Origin of the sequence: Paenibacillus sp. 8b26, from assembly GCF_050626875.1 — a bacterium.
Lineage (GTDB): Bacteria > Bacillota > Bacilli > Paenibacillales > Paenibacillaceae > Paenibacillus.
Genome location: NZ_CP192445.1, coordinates 3706491 through 3723132 on the forward strand (window position 1 = coordinate 3706491; position 16642 = coordinate 3723132).

General features: G+C 49.1%; 15 protein-coding genes and 1 riboswitch. Of the genes, 5 read left to right on the forward strand and 10 right to left on the reverse strand.

Features of this window, described 5'->3' with window-relative positions; translation table 11 throughout:
* Nucleotides 1–17 precede the first annotated feature (17 nt).
* Nucleotides 18–1142, forward strand: coding sequence for a nitric oxide synthase oxygenase (locus ACQ4MX_RS17060; RefSeq protein WP_431086172.1), 1125 nt, complete (start codon nucleotides 18–20; stop codon nucleotides 1140–1142).
* A gap of 97 nt (nucleotides 1143–1239) precedes the next feature.
* Nucleotides 1240–1698, forward strand: coding sequence for a hypothetical protein (locus ACQ4MX_RS17065; protein ID WP_431086173.1), 459 nt, complete (start codon nucleotides 1240–1242; stop codon nucleotides 1696–1698).
* Between the two features lie 69 nt (nucleotides 1699–1767).
* Here the strand turns inward: ACQ4MX_RS17065 and ACQ4MX_RS17070 are convergent, their stop codons facing one another.
* The 5 genes from ACQ4MX_RS17070 to ACQ4MX_RS17090 all read right to left on the reverse strand — a co-directional run bounded on the left by ACQ4MX_RS17070 (nucleotide 1768) and on the right by ACQ4MX_RS17090 (nucleotide 5011).
* Nucleotides 1768–2205, reverse strand: a complete 438-nt coding sequence (locus tag ACQ4MX_RS17070) for an AbrB/MazE/SpoVT family DNA-binding domain-containing protein (RefSeq protein WP_431086176.1) — start codon at nucleotides 2203–2205, stop codon at nucleotides 1768–1770.
* 192 nt (nucleotides 2206–2397) lie between these two features.
* Nucleotides 2398–3117, reverse strand: a complete 720-nt coding sequence (locus tag ACQ4MX_RS17075; protein ID WP_149094222.1) for a 3-ketoacyl-ACP reductase — start codon at nucleotides 3115–3117, stop codon at nucleotides 2398–2400.
* A gap of 161 nt (nucleotides 3118–3278) precedes the next feature.
* Complete coding sequence (locus tag ACQ4MX_RS17080) at nucleotides 3279–4130, reverse strand: DUF4097 family beta strand repeat-containing protein (RefSeq protein WP_431086178.1); 852 nt, start codon at nucleotides 4128–4130, stop codon at nucleotides 3279–3281.
* Nucleotide 4131: 1 nt separating this feature from the next.
* On the reverse strand, nucleotides 4132–4689 hold the full coding sequence (locus ACQ4MX_RS17085) for a DUF1700 domain-containing protein (RefSeq protein WP_431086179.1): 558 nt from the start codon (nucleotides 4687–4689) through the stop codon (nucleotides 4132–4134).
* The gene (locus ACQ4MX_RS17090; RefSeq protein WP_014278596.1) at nucleotides 4682–5011 is read right to left on the reverse strand and encodes a PadR family transcriptional regulator; all 330 of its coding nucleotides are present in this window, start codon (nucleotides 5009–5011) and stop codon (nucleotides 4682–4684) included. Before ACQ4MX_RS17090 ends, ACQ4MX_RS17085 begins: the two co-directional genes overlap by 8 nt.
* A gap of 391 nt (nucleotides 5012–5402) precedes the next feature.
* Here ACQ4MX_RS17090 and ACQ4MX_RS17095 point away from each other — a divergent pair, with 391 nt between their 5' ends.
* Nucleotides 5403–5936: a DUF6985 domain-containing protein gene (locus ACQ4MX_RS17095; RefSeq protein ID WP_431086182.1), complete on the forward strand. Its 534-nt coding sequence runs from the start codon at nucleotides 5403–5405 to the stop codon at nucleotides 5934–5936.
* 55 nt (nucleotides 5937–5991) lie between these two features.
* Here ACQ4MX_RS17095 and metE read toward each other — a convergent pair whose 3' ends face one another.
* The 5 genes from metE to ACQ4MX_RS17120 form a co-directional block, all read right to left on the reverse strand.
* The gene (gene metE, locus ACQ4MX_RS17100; RefSeq protein WP_431086184.1) at nucleotides 5992–8310 is read right to left on the reverse strand and encodes a 5-methyltetrahydropteroyltriglutamate--homocysteine S-methyltransferase; all 2319 of its coding nucleotides are present in this window, start codon (nucleotides 8308–8310) and stop codon (nucleotides 5992–5994) included.
* Nucleotides 8288–8512 carry a hypothetical protein gene (locus tag ACQ4MX_RS17105; RefSeq protein ID WP_431086186.1) on the reverse strand — a complete coding sequence of 75 codons (225 nt, stop codon included), beginning with the start codon at nucleotides 8510–8512 and terminating at the stop codon, nucleotides 8288–8290. Before ACQ4MX_RS17105 ends, metE begins: the two co-directional genes overlap by 23 nt.
* A riboswitch (cobalamin riboswitch) is annotated at nucleotides 8470–8665 on the reverse strand. (Overlaps the previous gene by 43 nt.)
* A 290-nt stretch (nucleotides 8666–8955) precedes the next feature.
* On the reverse strand, nucleotides 8956–9453 hold the full coding sequence (gene nrdG / locus ACQ4MX_RS17110; protein WP_431086187.1) for an anaerobic ribonucleoside-triphosphate reductase activating protein: 498 nt from the start codon (nucleotides 9451–9453) through the stop codon (nucleotides 8956–8958).
* Nucleotides 9450–11399: an anaerobic ribonucleoside triphosphate reductase gene (locus ACQ4MX_RS17115; RefSeq protein ID WP_431086188.1), complete on the reverse strand. Its 1950-nt coding sequence runs from the start codon at nucleotides 11397–11399 to the stop codon at nucleotides 9450–9452. The genes nrdG and ACQ4MX_RS17115 overlap by 4 nt, the downstream gene beginning before the upstream one ends.
* Before the next feature lie 295 nt (nucleotides 11400–11694).
* On the reverse strand, nucleotides 11695–12165 hold the full coding sequence (locus ACQ4MX_RS17120) for an AbrB/MazE/SpoVT family DNA-binding domain-containing protein (RefSeq protein ID WP_431086191.1): 471 nt from the start codon (nucleotides 12163–12165) through the stop codon (nucleotides 11695–11697).
* A gap of 287 nt (nucleotides 12166–12452) precedes the next feature.
* Here ACQ4MX_RS17120 and ACQ4MX_RS17125 point away from each other — a divergent pair, with 287 nt between their 5' ends.
* Nucleotides 12453–13463, forward strand: coding sequence for a LacI family DNA-binding transcriptional regulator (locus ACQ4MX_RS17125; RefSeq protein ID WP_134912067.1), 1011 nt, complete (start codon nucleotides 12453–12455; stop codon nucleotides 13461–13463).
* 145 nt (nucleotides 13464–13608) lie between these two features.
* Nucleotides 13609–16590, forward strand: a complete 2982-nt coding sequence (locus ACQ4MX_RS17130; RefSeq protein WP_431086194.1) for a glycoside hydrolase family 3 C-terminal domain-containing protein — start codon at nucleotides 13609–13611, stop codon at nucleotides 16588–16590.
* The last annotated feature ends 52 nt before the right edge of the window (nucleotides 16591–16642 follow it).

Here is a 16642-nt window from a genome sequence, read left to right on the forward strand (position 1 = left end):
CGGGATGGGGTGTACGTATGGAAGTAAAGCAACAGCTTTTGCGTGAAGCAGAACAGTTTATATATACATGTTATGAGGAGCTGGGCCGAAGCCGCGATGAAGCGGAGGCCCGGCTTCTTGATATTCATCATGACATTGAAACTACGGGAACGTATGATCATACCTATGATGAGCTGGAACATGGGGCGCAGATGGCTTGGCGAAACAGCAATCGTTGTATCGGTCGTTTGTTTTGGGATAAGCTTCTGGTAAGGGATGCCCGTGACGCCTCAAGTACAGCGGAAGTGGTTCATGAGCTGTTAGAGCATATACGCATAGGGACAAATGGCGGTAAAATCAAGCCGACGCTTACCGTGTTTCGCTCGTCCAAGCCGGGCCAACCGGAGATTCGCATTTGGAATCATCAATTGATTCGATATGCTGGCTATGAGACCGCTGAAGGGGTGATCGGGGACCCGATCTCGGTTGAATTCACAAATGCGTGCCGCCACATGGGCTGGCAAGGAGCGATGACTCCCTTTGATGTATTGCCGCTGGTTGTGGAAGCAGGTGGACAGCCTCCTGAGCTGTTTGATATTCCCAAACATCTGGTATATGAGGTACCTATTGAACACCCGGAGCTACCAGGTTTGGCTTCGCTAGGTTTGCGTTGGTACGCCGTGCCTATGATTTCGGACATGACGCTGGAAATTGGCGGTATTATCTACACGGCAGCTCCTTTTAATGGCTGGTATATGGGGACAGAGATTGGAGCGCGTAATTTTGCCGATACCTTCCGTTATAATATGCTACCGCAGGTAGCTGAGCTGATGGGGCTGGATACTACCAGCGAAACGACATTATGGCGTGATCGGGCGCTGGTGGAGCTGAACAGTGCGGTGCTCTATTCTTTTAAAAAAGCGGGAGTCAGCATTGTCGATCACCATACGGCAGCTACACAATTTCAGCTGTTTGAGGAACGGGAAGCCCAGGCGGGGCGTGCGCTCACAGGCGATTGGACATGGCTGATCCCGCCGTTATCTCCGGCGACCACGCATATTTTTCACAGTTCCTACGATAATCGGCTTGTGAAGCCCAATTTCGGAGTACAAGAGAAGCCGTATATGCCGAAGAAGCCCCAAGGCTGCCCTTTTCATTCTTAATCATGGAAAGCTTTAAGTATCGGATTCGGGTTCCTATTCTATATGATTAGAGTACATTCAGCTTTTTCATTTCAAAATTTTGAGGAGCGAATCGGAGTTGGAAAGAAATCAGGCAGAGTGCATCGTCGCTGAGCTTTTGCAACGGGCTGATATAGGTGTGACGGTCAAGCTGGAGAAACGGTTTCCCGGAGGGCGGCTGATTGGGGGCAAATATGCCATGAATGCTCACGCCATTACGATGTATACAGACACGATTGAAACACAATGTATACAGATGTTCGGTAGCGTTGAACGAGTCGAGGAGTATTTTATGGTTGTGCTTGCGCATGAGATTGGGCACTCCGCGGATTCTGAGCTGCTAGACCTTTCCGATGCTTTGGAGCAGGAGAGCGGGTTAGGGGCTCGACAACGGCTTGCGCTGCAAATTGAAGAAAACGCATGGAACTATGCGCTCAAATTGGTGCCGGAGATTGAGGCAACATTTATTTCCGCCGTTATTGAAGAGTCTTTGGTGGCCTATCGGGTCCCGGTTATGGAGCAGTCTGACATTGCATAAGGATGATGGTCCGAGAGCCGACAGGCTCTTTTTTTTGTGGCTAGATTAAACGCTTATAATTGGAACGATTCAAAGCAGCAGTTTTTTAAGCTGTGACACGCGTCCCTGAGACAAGTCGAGCATCTCGGCCAATTCTTTTTGTGAAACATTAGGATGCTCTTCCATGAGCTTTTTTAGTTTATACAGGAGTTCAGTTTGATTTCTGTAATTCCGTCTTTTCTTGGGCTGAGCAGGACGTGTTTCGCTTAAATGACTGGAAGGATTATCGCTCTTTAGCTTCTCAATACAATCACTGCATATCAGATGATCTCTGAAGTAGCTCAGGTTATCTACGGCACCGCAAAAATAACAAGATACCCCTGTGTATTTACGGATCATCAGCCCCTCGGGTGTAATAAAAAAATCAAGGGCGTCTCCAATATTGATATTCATAGAATTGCGCAGCTCCTTGGGTAGCACGATGCGGCCCAGATGGTCTAATGGTCGTGTCATTCCTGTATTTTTCATTATTCATTTCCCCTTCCATAAATGCGCTTATCGGTGTAAAAATCGTAGGTTATGTATGTTGTAAAGTACAAAGCGCGTATATTGTAGTTTGAATTGTATTAGCTATGAACAAAAAAAGAAGCTCCAGCATGACGAATAATGACGTCTGCCGGAGCGTGGTACAGCCCAATGAATCTAAGATGTCGAGTCAAATTATTGTGGGTTGGTTGTCCAAATACCGGCTACTTTTAATTGAACCCGCGAAGGCAGCTTCAATGCTGCCAATGTCAGATCGGCCATATCTTGTGGCTGAAGCATGCGATCCTCGTCGCCAATCGGCAAACCTGCATTTGCCGCCAGTTCGGTATTGACCGTGCTTGGAGTCAGCGCAGTGACGCGAATGTTGGATTTGCGAACCTCCTGCATCAGCGCCTCCGTGAAGCCCATCAAAGCAAACTTGGATGCGCAATACGCCGAGCCTGTTGCAAAGCCCCGTTCCCCTGCTGTGGAGGACACATTAATAATGTTGCCGCTCTGCTGAGCAAGCATGCTTGGAAGAACCGCATGTGTGACATAGTAGGTTCCCAGCAAATTCACGCGGATTATGCGTTCCCACTCTTCCGGGTCCATGTCTGCAACAGTGCCGAACGTAGCAATTCCTGCATTGTTGATCAAAATATCGACAGCGCCCAGTTCATGCTCCAGCGAGGCTACAGCCGCAGCGGCCTGTGCGCGATCAGATATATCCGCGACAGCGCTAACCACCTTCACGCCGTATGTACTCCCCAGTGAATCTTGCAGCTTTTGCAGGTCAGGTAGTGTGCGTGAGATTAGTCCCAGGTTGACGCCTTCCTTGGCCAAGGCCTCGGCAATGGCTTTACCAATGCCTTTGGTAGCGCCTGTAATAATGGCTGTTTTATTTTTAAGTTCCATCCAGTCTCCTCCTTATGGTTACATATCATAGTTGTGCATTTATGCACATGGTTATATTATACTGATTTCATTTCCCTGAACCAAACTTCAACTCCAACCAGGTCACTTATTTCGCTTTGCTGCGACCTGGAGTGGAAGACTTCTGACCATAGTTAGATGGTCTATTTGGAAATAAGAATATCGCCTGAAGTTGTTTCGACCTTCATAACGTTCACACTGCCGGGAACGGATTCGGGAGTATCTATACTTCCAGAGTCGGAGCGGACATTATAAATACCTTTAAAATCAGGAGCCTGCTTAATCCTCACATCACCAGAGTCTGAATCGACCTTCAAGTTGGCTGTGGTACGTTGTGTGATATTCGTAATACCGGAGGTCAGGGAAACTTGACCATTGCCGCTATAATCGCGAATTATGGCATCCCCTGAAGTGAGGTGCAATTCCATATCTGCTGTAACCTGACTAGCCGTAAAATTTCCAGATGTTAACTTGGCGACCAAGCGGGTACTTTGGAGGTTTGAAATCTCGGCATTGCCTGAAGTGGCTGTGATGCTTGTATTCTGAATGGAGGCATCCTGTAGTTTTAAGTTCCCCGAATGTACATCTGCCTGTAGCCCTTTCAGAGTTTCACCAGCGGGCATTTCTACCGTGATCGTTTGTTTCAATCCAGGAGAGATAGAGAAGAATACCAGGGAAAGGGGTGGCTCAGATTGAATGGAAAGCTTACCGTTCTCAATACGGGCATTATGAATCTGGTCGGCTACTTGCGTCTGAACTTCTCCACTCATGCGTATCGTGCCCTGCTCGCCGGAGCCGGGAGTAAACACAATAGATACATCATCGGAGCTATTCACTTTAAGATCCTGTAGCTGTCCACGTGTGAACGTCCATTTTTTATCAATAGCTGTTATTTCCCGCATCGCTTGTTGATTCCATGGAGCACCGTAGGCCACCATCCCGGCCACACCGATGATGATACATAGACCCGCTGCAATAAACCATTTTTTATTCATGTTACTCGTTAGCTCCCCTCAGGGTAGTCTGATTCCATTTCGAGTATCGAACCGTACCTCTGACCAGAAGGTTCAGAAGGTAGCGTACTCCAGGCAACAGGAATAGGCCAATCCCGGCCAACGTGATGGCAAAAAAGAATTTAGCGGGATAAAAGTTGCCGTTCAACGCATAGTCTGCGACAGCGAGAAGGGGGGCCGCGATGAAGCTGGCCGCTGCTACGGCCAACGAAACCCATACTGCCCATAAAGAGGCTAAGACAGGAATGGAGATTAACAAATTAAGAAATAGTAGCCCCAAGAAAGTAAATAGATTGCGTGCGAAGCTTCCCTGGCGAAGCGGAGGAGGGGAAGTATTCCAGAATGCGTTAGGATCATCCAGCGCTTCGCGAGCGATATCCTCGGGGTTGCCCAGTTCATTGGAAATTTCGGCCTCGCTTTTTCCATTCACCAACCCATAGTCAAAATGCTGACTTAAATCACCAAGCAGCTCATTACGTTCCTCTGCGGGAAGAGGGGAGAGACGTTGCTCCACCTCTGTAAGAAACTGTTTTCTATTCATCGGGATTTCCTTCCTCCAGTAGGCTTGCGACATGATGGACAAATTCATTCCATTCCCGTGTAAGTATTCTTGTGTAATTGCTGCCTGCATCAGTCAGCCGATAATATTTGCGCGGGGGTCCCTCGGTCGATTCCTGTAAATAAGTTGTACAGTATCCCTCTGATACCAGACGGCGAAGCAGCGGGTATAAAGCTCCTTCGGCTACTTCGATATGACGGGAGACGGCCTGAGCCAATTCGTAGCCGTAACGGTCCCTGCGCCCAATTAAAACAAGAACGCACAGTTCCAGCACCCCTTTTTTGAATTGGATGTTCACATTCACGAGCGGTGCTCCCTTCCTGGATGTTATCATTGCTTCATAGGTGTCGTTTGGAGTATCGGGAAGAAATGTGTGCTTGAGCATAAATTAGTTCAGGTACTAATCATAAATCAGTAGTCAGGTATAATTTAACATCATGTACTGATTAATGCAAGGTACTAAAATTTTAAAAAATAAATCTACGGGCTCATTTCAGGAGTTTTCTTTTGCTTTTAGAGTCAATGAGTTAGCGAATGCTGTTGAAAAAAGTAGTTTTATTTAGAAATACGTCGAATCCTGGGGGGGATTTGCGGAAAGGGGCCCGCTTTAATTTCATCCATTAGGATGTTAAATTGTAAAATAAAAGGATCCATAGAGTTGAAGATCATTTCTTATGAAAAGGATGGGGAAAAGGATGAATTGGGAACGCTGGTATATGAAGCTGGATCAGGATGATGAGACTTGGGATGTATCGGAGGAAATCGTGCTTCGGGGCGCGATGCAGCTCCATTTTTGCGGACAGAAGTCGGAGGTGGAGATAGAGTTTATGGTGTCCGCCGATTCCGAGGAAGAAGCGCAGGCCATAAGAGAGCCTAAGCAGGATCAAAAAAAGACATGGGAGCAATATATGGCACATGGGTCCGACATTCACCCTCATGTGCTGGAAGCGATACATCATTACTATGCAGGTATAGTAGAAAAGTATCGGAACGCTTATATCTCGTGGGGAGAAAATCCGGATGAATATGCGCCCTGCGTGAAGGATTCGGCACAATTACTGGAACGGCTACAGCTCGTGTCTATACTGGTTCCTGACTCATCAGAAGAGGATGAGCTGTACTTGAATTTCAGCTGTTCATGGGATAGAGAGCATGGCTTGGGTGTGCATCTGAAGCAGGGACAACCCGAGCATATTCAAGGAGCTTATACATTATATGATTTGGAATAGAATCCCCTTCCGGCTTGCAGGGATAAAAGGGCCAGGAAGGGGACAGGTATAGAAATTAGCTGGATACAGTCAACGAATCTCTGGCAGCTTGAGCGGCTAGCACCATTTGCCGCAATGCAGCTACAGATTCATCCTTGGTGCGGGTTTTCAGGCCGCAGTCTGGATTGACCCAAAATAAATCGGAAGGCAGTACGCGCAGGGCACGCTGGATCATACTCAGCATTTCCGATACATCGGGAATGCGCGGACTGTGGATATCGTATACGCCCAGACCAATGCCTTTGTCATACACCTGATCCTCAAAGCTGACAATCAGTTCTCCGTGGCTTCGCGAGGTTTCGATAGAAATAACGTCGGCATCCATATCGGAGATGGATTGGATCATATCCTGAAATTCGGAATAGCACATATGCGTATGGATTTGGGTGGCGGGTTCGACAGTGGCAGTGGTCACAAGGAAGGCTTGAACCGCCCACTCCAGATAGGCCTGCTGCTGTTCCTTTTTCAGCGGAAGCCCTTCACGGATCGCCGGCTCATCCACCTGAATCATGCCAATCCCCGCTTGTTCCAGTGCTTCTACCTCAGCCCGCAGAGCCAGTGCTAACTGTAAAGCGACCTGACTGCGAGGAATATCATTCCGTTCGAAGGACCAGTTCAAAATCGTTACTGGACCTGTCAGCATCCCTTTGACTGGCTTGGAGGTCAACGATTGGGCGAAGGCCGTTTCTTCCACGGTCATCGGTTGATCGAACGACACGTCTCCGTATATAATCGGTGGCTTGACACAACGGGAGCCGTAGGACTGCACCCACCCGTTTTGTGTAAAGGCAAAGCCTTTCAGCTTTTCGCCAAAAAATTCAACCATGTCGGTCCGCTCAAATTCCCCGTGTACAAGCACATCAATGCCGATGTCCTCCTGAATATCAATCCATTCTTTGATTTGCTGCTGAATGAATGTCCGGTACTGCTCGGCAGACCATTCCCCTCTGCGATAGTGCAGGCGGGCTTTGCGAACCTCAGCTGTTTGCGGGAAACTGCCAATCGTCGTGGTAGGCAGTGGAGGCAGATTCAGCTTGTCCTGCTGGATCACACGACGCTCAGCGAAGGGAACGCTGCGTGACTGCGGCTCTTTCGCCAGTAGAGCCGCCATATCGGCCGCGGTCTGTACTCGTGCCGCCGAGCTGTTGAAACGAGCTACCGCGTCCGCACTCTGCTCAAGTTTGGCAAGTGCCGAGGGTTCGCGTTTGCCAAGCGCAGCGGTCAAAGCTGCGATTTCTTCCAGCTTTTCATCGGCAAAGGCCAGCGCTTGCACCAGGTCTGGGTCCAGCTTATGCTCTGCTTCCAGACTGACTGGCACATGCAGCAGACTGCATGATGGCTGTACGATGAGCTGGGCGGCGGTTGTCTGTTTCGCCAGCTGTCCAAGCAGCACAGCTACGTCGTTCAGATCGGAGCGCCATATATTGCGCCCGTCAATAACACCAGCGGCCAGCGTTTTGCCTGCGGGGAAGCCATGCCGGAGCACATGTTGAAGGTTTTCGCCATCATCATGTACAAAATCCAGACCTAATCCCTGTACCGGGAGCGTGGACAGGTGCTCATAATGATCCAGACTGCCAAAGTAGGTTTGCAGCACGATATTTAAGGATGGAGCAGCCTCGGCCAAAGCTTCATAAGCCTCCTGAATAATGTCCAAATCCTCTGCCGGAAATGAGGTGGTCAGGACAGGCTCATCCACCTGCACCCACTGAACGCCTTCCGCAGCCAGCTCAGACAGGACGCGGGCGTACAGTGGCAGGAAGCTTCGTACAATGGCGGCCAAATCCTTACGATCATAGCCTTTGGACAGAGCAACGAACGAATAAGGACCGATCATGACGGGTTTACCTTCAATGCCCAACTCCTGTTTCGCTTCACGATAAGCCTGCAACGGCTTATTCTCGGTGAACACCGGGGTTGCATTCGCCAATTCCGGTACGATGTAGTGGTAATTGGTATTCAGCCATTTGGTCATTTCACTGGCGGTGGCACCCTTTTGTCCACGGGCTATCCCGAAATAGACGGACAGAGGAACAGGCCCATCGGGACGGTAGTTGAACCGTTCCGGCACCAGACCGAACATCACGGATGTATCCAGCATGTGATCGTAATAGGAAAAGTCTCCGACTGGAATTCGATCAATTCCCTTGTCACGCTGCTTGCTCAGATGCTCCAACCGCAATCGTTTCATCTCGATATGCAGTTCACTTTCATCCATGCTGCCTTTCCAGAAGCGTTCCAGTGCTTTCTTCCATTCCCGGTTCCCGCCGATACGCGGATATCCCAGGTTACTGCTGATCAAGCCGGGCAATTCAGGCAATTCGGTTAATGACATGTACTTTTCCTCCCAGGCTGGTAGCCAGTTTATTTTTGCGTACAAAAAAAAGACATTCCTCCCCGGGGTAAAAATGAATAGGGGAAAGAATGCCTCCGTTATTTAAAAATAAAAATTCGGCGACGGCTCTTAACACCTCCCTATCTCCCGTAGGTACTTGCGATGTTGTTGAAATAGGCAGGTCTCCTGACTTACGAATCATGACTTTCAGCGCTCCTTCCCGGTCTGTGGACCAGTGGGTGTATCAACAGCTGAAAATTCCCCGTTTACAGTGGCGGGACCGCGCCGGACTTGCACCGGCTTCCCTTTTAAGCCTGAACTGAATAGAACAGACACCTATCTCCAAGCTATGCGATTATGGTATGACGAATAATTATGCACTCGTATACTTGTTCACCATCATAAGTGAAACTTGCGGGATGCGCAATAGAAACTCCGTTTGAACCTGCAATGAAACGATTAAGTTCATGGAAGCACATTCAAGTTTATTAAAAGCGTTCTGCTCATCAGTACGCTATCCCGTGTTCCCGATCTGAAGCACCTTGAAGCACCGCTCTTGTCAATTACACGCAAAAAAAGACAAGTCCTCCCATAGGGAAAGGACTCGTCTTAAGGCATAACAACTCATGCGAGTATAACATCGCCTCAGGCTAATGTAACGGTAGATCCTGCCAGAATGCTGGCCTTCACATCAACCAGTCGCTGATTGCGGCTGCCTCGGAAGGGAAGAGTCAGATCCTTTTGCTGTTCTACAAAGGGACCGTCCACAACCACATCGCACAGCAGTGCCAACTCCCGCCGGGCCTGATCCGTAAGCAGTTCTTCGTAGACGAAGCCCGTATAGGCCCACACGGTTTGGTCAGGGCAGGCTGCGCGGAAGTCGCGCACAAACTGCGAGCATTCCGCTGCCGAGAAAAAGGGGTCTCCGCCGCAAAGGGTTAACCCGTCCAGCAATGGATTATCGGCGATGTCACGGATAACCTCCTGCTGCCGCTCCGGTGTGAACGGTTCGCCTGAACGGAAGCTCCAGGATGCCGGATTGAAGCAGCCGGGGCAGGCATGGCGGCAACCGCTAATGAACACAACGGTGCGCAGGCCGTGTCCTTCGTTCAGAGATTCCGGAATGTAGCCGCATAAATTCACCGATGCTTCACCCGGTCACGTACCTCGGCTTGTTTTGCGGCGTTGAACCGGACGGTATAATCACCTGTCAGATATCCGGTTACCCGGCGCAAGCGCTGAAAATGCGTATGTTCCTCATCAGCACCGCAATGGGGACAGCTTGTCCCGATAATGCCCTCGTAGCCGCATTCCGGGCAGCGATCTACGGGATGATTGATGGAGAAGTACCCAATGTTTTGATGAAGCGCATATTGTACAATTTTAAGAAACGCCTCCGGGTTATTCCGCGCATTGCCATCCAGCTCAATGTACGAAATCGCGCCAGCGTTGCACAGGTTATGAAATGGGGCTTCGAGGCTGATTTTACGGGCAGCCGGAAGCGTGTAATACACAGGAATGTGAAAAGAATTCGTGTAATATTCACGATCATTCACATCGGGAATGACACCGAAATCCCGCTGATCCAGCAACGTGAATTTACCGGACAGACCCTCGGCAGGCGTAGCGAACAGCGTAATGTTCAGGTTATGCAATTCACTCATCCGATCGCAGTAGACACGCATGGAAGCTATGATTCGCTGCGCCTCGCGGTATACAGCGTCATCCTCCCCGTGGTGTTTGCCGTACAGTGCCTTCATGCACTCAGCCAACCCGATAAACCCGACCGACAGCGTACCATGCTTCAGTACGTTACCCACCTGTTCATCCGGCTCCAGCTTTTCTCCGCCTTCCCATACCCCTTCGCGCATCATAAAGTCTGAGGCCTTGGCCGGCTGGCTGGTCTGTATATGGTAGCGATGCATCAGTCCGTCCACGGCAATACGCAAAACCTCTTCCAGTCTGGTATCAAAGCCATCCCGGTCAGGTGCCTTGCGCTTGCCTGTGCAAATGCCGTATTCAATGCCAAGACGCACCAGATTAATCGTATTGAATGAGAGATTACCCTTGCCGCTCTGACAGTTTCTGCCAAAACGGTCAGCAATGGTGCGGGTGCGGCAGCCCATCGTCGCAATAATGGTATCCGGATCATCTGCGCGGTAATAGGGCAGGTTGAAGGTAGCATCCACATTGACAAAATTGGGATACATACGTTTGCTGGAGCATTCTACTGCCCGCAGGAACAAGTCATAGTTGATATCCCCTTCTGCCTGATTAATTCCTTTTTTGCATTGGAAAATATGCTGTGGGAAAATAGGGGTTTCCCCGCTGCCCAAGCCGCGAATAGTGGCCTCCAGCAATGATTGCGTAACAAGCCGCCCTTCAGCAGAAGTGCACATACCGTAATTCAGTGATGTGAACGGAATTTGCCCGCCTGCCCGACTGCTCATGGTATTCAGGTTATGAATAAGGGATTCGGCGGCCTGCCGGGTTTCCGTCTCTGTTTCTTCCCGTGCAAATGCGTATGAACGAGGGCATGCCTCCTGTAATAGGCTGTTGGCTAAATGTAATTCGTCATCAGGCAGAGCGGGCTCTATTTCTTCTCCGAACAGGCGGAGTCCCTTACGCAGATGCTTGCGGAAAGACCGGGCCACGAATGGAGCGAGATCCCAATCTATTTTATTAGCAGAAACGCCTCCAAATTGGCTGTTTTGCTGAGACTGGAATATGATTGCCACCAGTGCCATAGCAGACATAATGGTTTGCGGTGTGCGCACAGAGCCGTTGCCTGTATTAAAACCGTCTTGCAACAAGCGACCAAAAGGAATAAAGATACAGTTCGTAGTCCCGAGCGCATATTGGTCCAAATCGTGAACATATACATATCCACGGTCAATCGCGTCCGTCAGTTCAGACGGAAGCACACGTAGGCGTGCATACCACTTGGCGTACTCGGAACCGAGCTTGCTCATTTTGCCGCTGAACGATTCTCCATTCAAATTTGCATTCTCCCGTAGCATGTCCAAATCCTGTGCCCCAATGACCCGTTCGCCGATGTCATATAATTGATGTTCCTCCAACACCTTCATCGCAAAACCCTCCATATAGTAAAATATATATTATTCTCCCAAAAACAACATATTGACGATATCGTGTACTAACCAATTGTTTCAGTCTATATATTGTATATATGGATGGATGGAGCGTATGTGACTATTGTCACGTCGATAGGGAGGAGAACGCACAAAAAAGTCAGGTGAAAGTTAGGAACACATCAACAAATACGCTCCTTATTCTACACCTGACGATCGAATATTTGACAGAAAACAATAGGATGGAAATCCATTGGATCTGAGTATTTTTTGTAATAAATTACTGAATAATTTAAAGCAGCTTTTTCAGTTGGGACACCCGGCCTTGTGAGATATCGAGCATTTCGGCATATACCTTTTGCGGCAGGTTGGGATGTTCCTGAATCAGCTTTCGGAGCTTTTTTACCATTTCTCCTTGCTGGACTCTGGATTGCTTGGGCTGCCAGGTTGTATGGTTACGAACCGGCTTGGTATGTTCTTGAGCCTGGATGGCTTCGGTGCTAGTGGGATGTACATGTTCCTCTGTCTTTAATACCTGAATGCAATCGGCGCAAATAAAGCTATCACGAAAATAAGTCAAATGATCAACTGCGCCGCAAAATTTGCAGGATACACCTGTATATTTCCTTAATACAAATCCTTCTTCATTCACGAAAAATTCGAGCGAATCACCAATATTGATATCCATCGTGGTGCGCATTTCCTTGGGAAGCACGATTCGCCCCAATTGATCCAGAGGCCGTGTCATTCCGGTATTTTTCATAAACCTTTCCTCCTTCGATTGTATATCCTGATTATACCAAAAAATATTATTTTTTGCTTTGTTTATTGAAGAAAATATACAATTTTTTTATGCATTTATCATATACCTTCACATGTATCGCCGGGGGCAGAAGATGGTTTATAATATAAATATCGACTGTTGGAGTAAGAGGCTGTGAAGTATCGTGGCCTCTCCCTAATCCGGTAAGTGCTTTACCGCCTACAGTTGAACATTTTTCAGGGTTTTAGAATTCTTTGAAATGATCTCAACTTGTAAGGAAGATGACTATGAAAAGCAACAAAATCTCAATGAAGGAAATTGCACAATTAAGTGGAGTTTCTGTAGCAACCGTTTCCAGGGTCATCAATGAGAACGGGCGTTATTCGGATGAAACCCGTCAAAGAGTGATGGACATTATAAGTAAGTATCAATACGAGACGAACAGTATTGCGAAAAGCTTGCGTATGAACAAATCACAGACAATCGGTGTGCTGGTGCCCGACATTAACAACGAATTCTTTTCGGTGATCGTACAGGAAATTGAAAGGTTTTTTTTCGATCTGGGCTATTCGACGATTATTTGCAACACAGCCAAGAGCGCCGAAAAAGAAAAAGAATATTTGAAAATATTGGACAGTAAAATGGTCGATGGTCTGGTTTGTATATCTGGTCAGGAGGAAGTGCTGACAGATGTATTAAAACGGAAGATACCTATTGTATGTATTGACCGCCGTCCAAAGATTGACTCTAACGTTGCTTTTATAGCATCTGATCACTATGCTGGCGGGTTTATGGCAACCGAAGAGCTCATTCAAAAAGGGTGTCGTCGCATTTTGGTACTCACTAAACAGCAAAACCTTTCATCCGTGAATGAACGTTTGAACGGGTTTAGTGATGCGATGTTAAAGCACAATCTCATGCTAGGTAAAGAGCAATATGTTGCTATTCATAGCGATCATAACAACCTGGATGCAGCTAAACAAAAGGTGCAGCAGTTGATTGAAAACAAGATGAAGTTTGACGGTATTTTTGCTACCAATGACTGGCTGGGACTGGGTGCCTTGCTTGCTTTGCAGGAAAATGGGATACAAGTTCCCGACGAGGTTAAAATTGTGGGCTTTGACAATGACACGATTTCCAAGTACTGCAATCCTCCTTTGACGACCATCAATCAGGATAAGGCTGCTTTGGCAGATAAGGCCTGCGGCATTTTGCTGGAGATGATTGAAGGGAAGACGCCAAGTGGTGAGCAGCAGCAATTGTTGCCGGTTAGTTTGGTGGAAAGACAGACAACTTAATGGAGATCAAGATCAAGTAATGACATGAGTGATAGAAGGAGTGCTTCGGCGTTGTTGCTGGGGTCCTCCTTTTTCGTTATGATATATTAAAACGCTTTCATACACCTTTTCATCATATTTTGATTGGGATAAGGAGATGACGGATATGAGTCATGAAACAACGGATTTAGAATATCTTTTTCAAAATCCGAAGCTTCATCTGGACGAACGTGTACGGGATTTGGTGTCTCGGCTAACCTTGGAGGAAAAGATTGAATCCATGCTGCAATATCAGCCTGCCATTGAACGATTGGGAGTCCCCGCCTACAAGCATGGTACGGAAGCAGCACATGGTATAGCCTGGTTGGGAGAGGCGACTTCATTTCCGCAACCTGTGGGGTTGGCTTGCACGTGGGATACGGAACTGATGCGACAAGTCGGCTCGGTTATTTCGGATGAAGCGCGTGTATACTACCGCCGTGACCCGGCGCTAAACGGACTGACGTTATGGGCACCAACCGTAGATATGGAGCGTGATCCGCGCTGGGGGCGTAATGAGGAAGCGTATGGAGAAGACCCGTATTTGACGGGAGAACTGGCAAAGGAATTGGTCAAAGGCATACAGGGTGATCATCCGGTATATTTGAAAGCGGGTGCGACATTAAAGCATTTCCTCGGAAACAATAACGAGGTGGACCGGGGAAGTGATTCCTCCAGCATAGACCCGCGAAACCTGCGTGAATACTATCTGAAAGCCTTTGAGAAGCCTTTTACGGAAGGCAAAGCCCAGTCCATGATGACCTCTTATAACCTGATTAATGGGACACCTGCTACGTTGTATCACGGTGTTAACGATATTGTCAGGGACGAATGGGGAATGGACGGCTTTGTGGTCAGTGATGCCGGTGATGTGATGGGGATCGTAAAGAATCATCAGTATTATGACTCCCACACGCCGGGTGTGGCTGAATCTATTCGCGCGGGGATCGACAGCATTACGGATGATGCGGATTTGTCCAAGCAGGCCATTCGTGATGCTTTGGCGCAAGGAACCCTGCAAGAAACGGATCTGGATCAGGCGTTGTTCCATACATTTCGTGTTCGCTTTCGTCTGGGGGAATTTGATCCGGCGACAGACAATCCCTATGCCTTGATCGGGGAAGAGGCCCTGATGACAGAGCAAGCCCGTGAACTGTCCTTGCGTGCAGCGAGGGAGCAGATCGTATTACTGAAAAATGAGCACAAGCTCCTGCCGCTGGACCCTATGGGGTGCGGCAAGGTGGCGGTGATCGGGGCACTCGGCAATGAGGTATACCGCGACTGGTATTCCGGTACTCTTCCATATCGGGTGACACCGTTGGAAGCGATTCGCGCCAAGCTGGAAAGCGAAGGCGGGCAGGAGCGCGTCGTATACCGCGATGCCAAGGATCGTGTGACCTTCGCGGCGGTGACTGACGGAGCGAAGCTTACGGTCAATTCTTCCGGTGATATGCGGCTGTCCCTTGATGCCGAGCCGACGATTTTGACCGTGAGCAATTGGGGCTACGGTAGCGTCACGTTGACCGACGAGCGTTTGGGCACCTATGTGACGAGCGATGAGGAGACGCTTCGTGTGACGGCTAAGGAAGCATATGGCTGGTATGTCAAAGAAGTCTTCGGGGTGACTCCTGTTGAGAACGGAGGTAGTCTGTGGACGACCTGGAACGGCAAGCCTGTGATCACAGGGCCAGAGGGCACATTGAAGGTAGCCGAGGCTGCGAGTTCCGTGCCTAACGCAGTAACGGGCGACGGGACGATGGCTTCGATAGCCCCGGAAGTAGATACAGCTTTCCGGGTAGATACAGTGTCAGATGGTGTAGCGGAAGCGATAGCCGCTGCCCAAGCGGCAGATACGGCAATCGTATTCGTCGGCAATCACCCGCTGATTAACGGCAAGGAAGAGAATGACCGTCCGGGTCTTGAACTGGCAGCATCCCAACAGCGGCTCATTGAGGAAGTGTATCGGGTAAACCCAAATACCATTGTGGTTCTGACGGGCAGCTATCCGTTTGCCATCCCTTGGGTGCAGGAGCATATTCCTGCTATCGTATACACGTCTCATGCCGGGCAGGAGCATGGCACAGCAATTGCAGATGTGTTGTTTGGGGATTATGCGCCAGCGGGCCGTTTGAATATGACATGGTATCAAGCGGAGGATCAATTGGGTGATATCAAGGATTATGATATTATTCGCGGCGGACGTACCTACCAATATTTTGAAGGTGAACCCTTGTACGCATTCGGCCACGGTTTGACGTATTCTCCATTTGAGTACAGCCATGTGCGTACAGATGCCCAAGCGCCCGATACGAACGATAGCTCTGTCACTGAAGGTAGCGTCAACTCTCTTGCTACACTTGATGCCTCGGATACTCTGAAAGTGTGGGTGGATGTGACCAATCAGGGCATAACCGCCGGGGAAGAGGTTGTACAATTATATGTGCGGTCCGGGGCCTCGCGGGTCAAGCGACCGTTGAAGACGCTTTGCGGATTCCAGCGTATTCGTCTGGAGCCGGGCGAGACGCGAACGATTACATTTACGGTGCGGGTAAAGGACTGGGCAATTTGGGATGTCACACGGGATCGCTATTGTGTTGAATCAGGCGAATATACATTGCTGGCAGGCGCTTCTTCAGCGGATATCCGGCTGGAACAACGGGTTCACGTTCGAGGCGAAGCTATTCCACCTCGCCAAGTCGGACAAAGCATCCGCGCTGAAAACTTTGATGATTGCTCTGGTATTCTGCTGGATGAAAGCAAGGAGCAAAAGGAGGCCTGTGTTCGTCCGCGCTCACCTCAGCGTCCCGGCTGGATTGCCTTTCACGGCGTCGAGTTGGGAACGGCGGGTGTGACCCAACTTCAGTGCCGCGTGTCAGGCAATCGCAGTGATGCGGCGCTGGAGCTTCGCTTGGATGCACCGGATGGCGAAGCTGTAGCACGTATGAACGTCGGTGATACGGGAGGGGCACAAGCATGGGTTACCCTTTCCGAAGTACTGGATACAGTCACAGGTACACGTGATGTGTACCTGTGGTTAAGTGGTGAAGTGCGACTGAGTCACTTTGCTTTACGCACTTCGATTACAGCGGATTCCGGCCTTCAGGCTTGAACTTGCTTTCTACTTCACGTACAATGCATTCAACGAAGTTTCTACAGCTTAG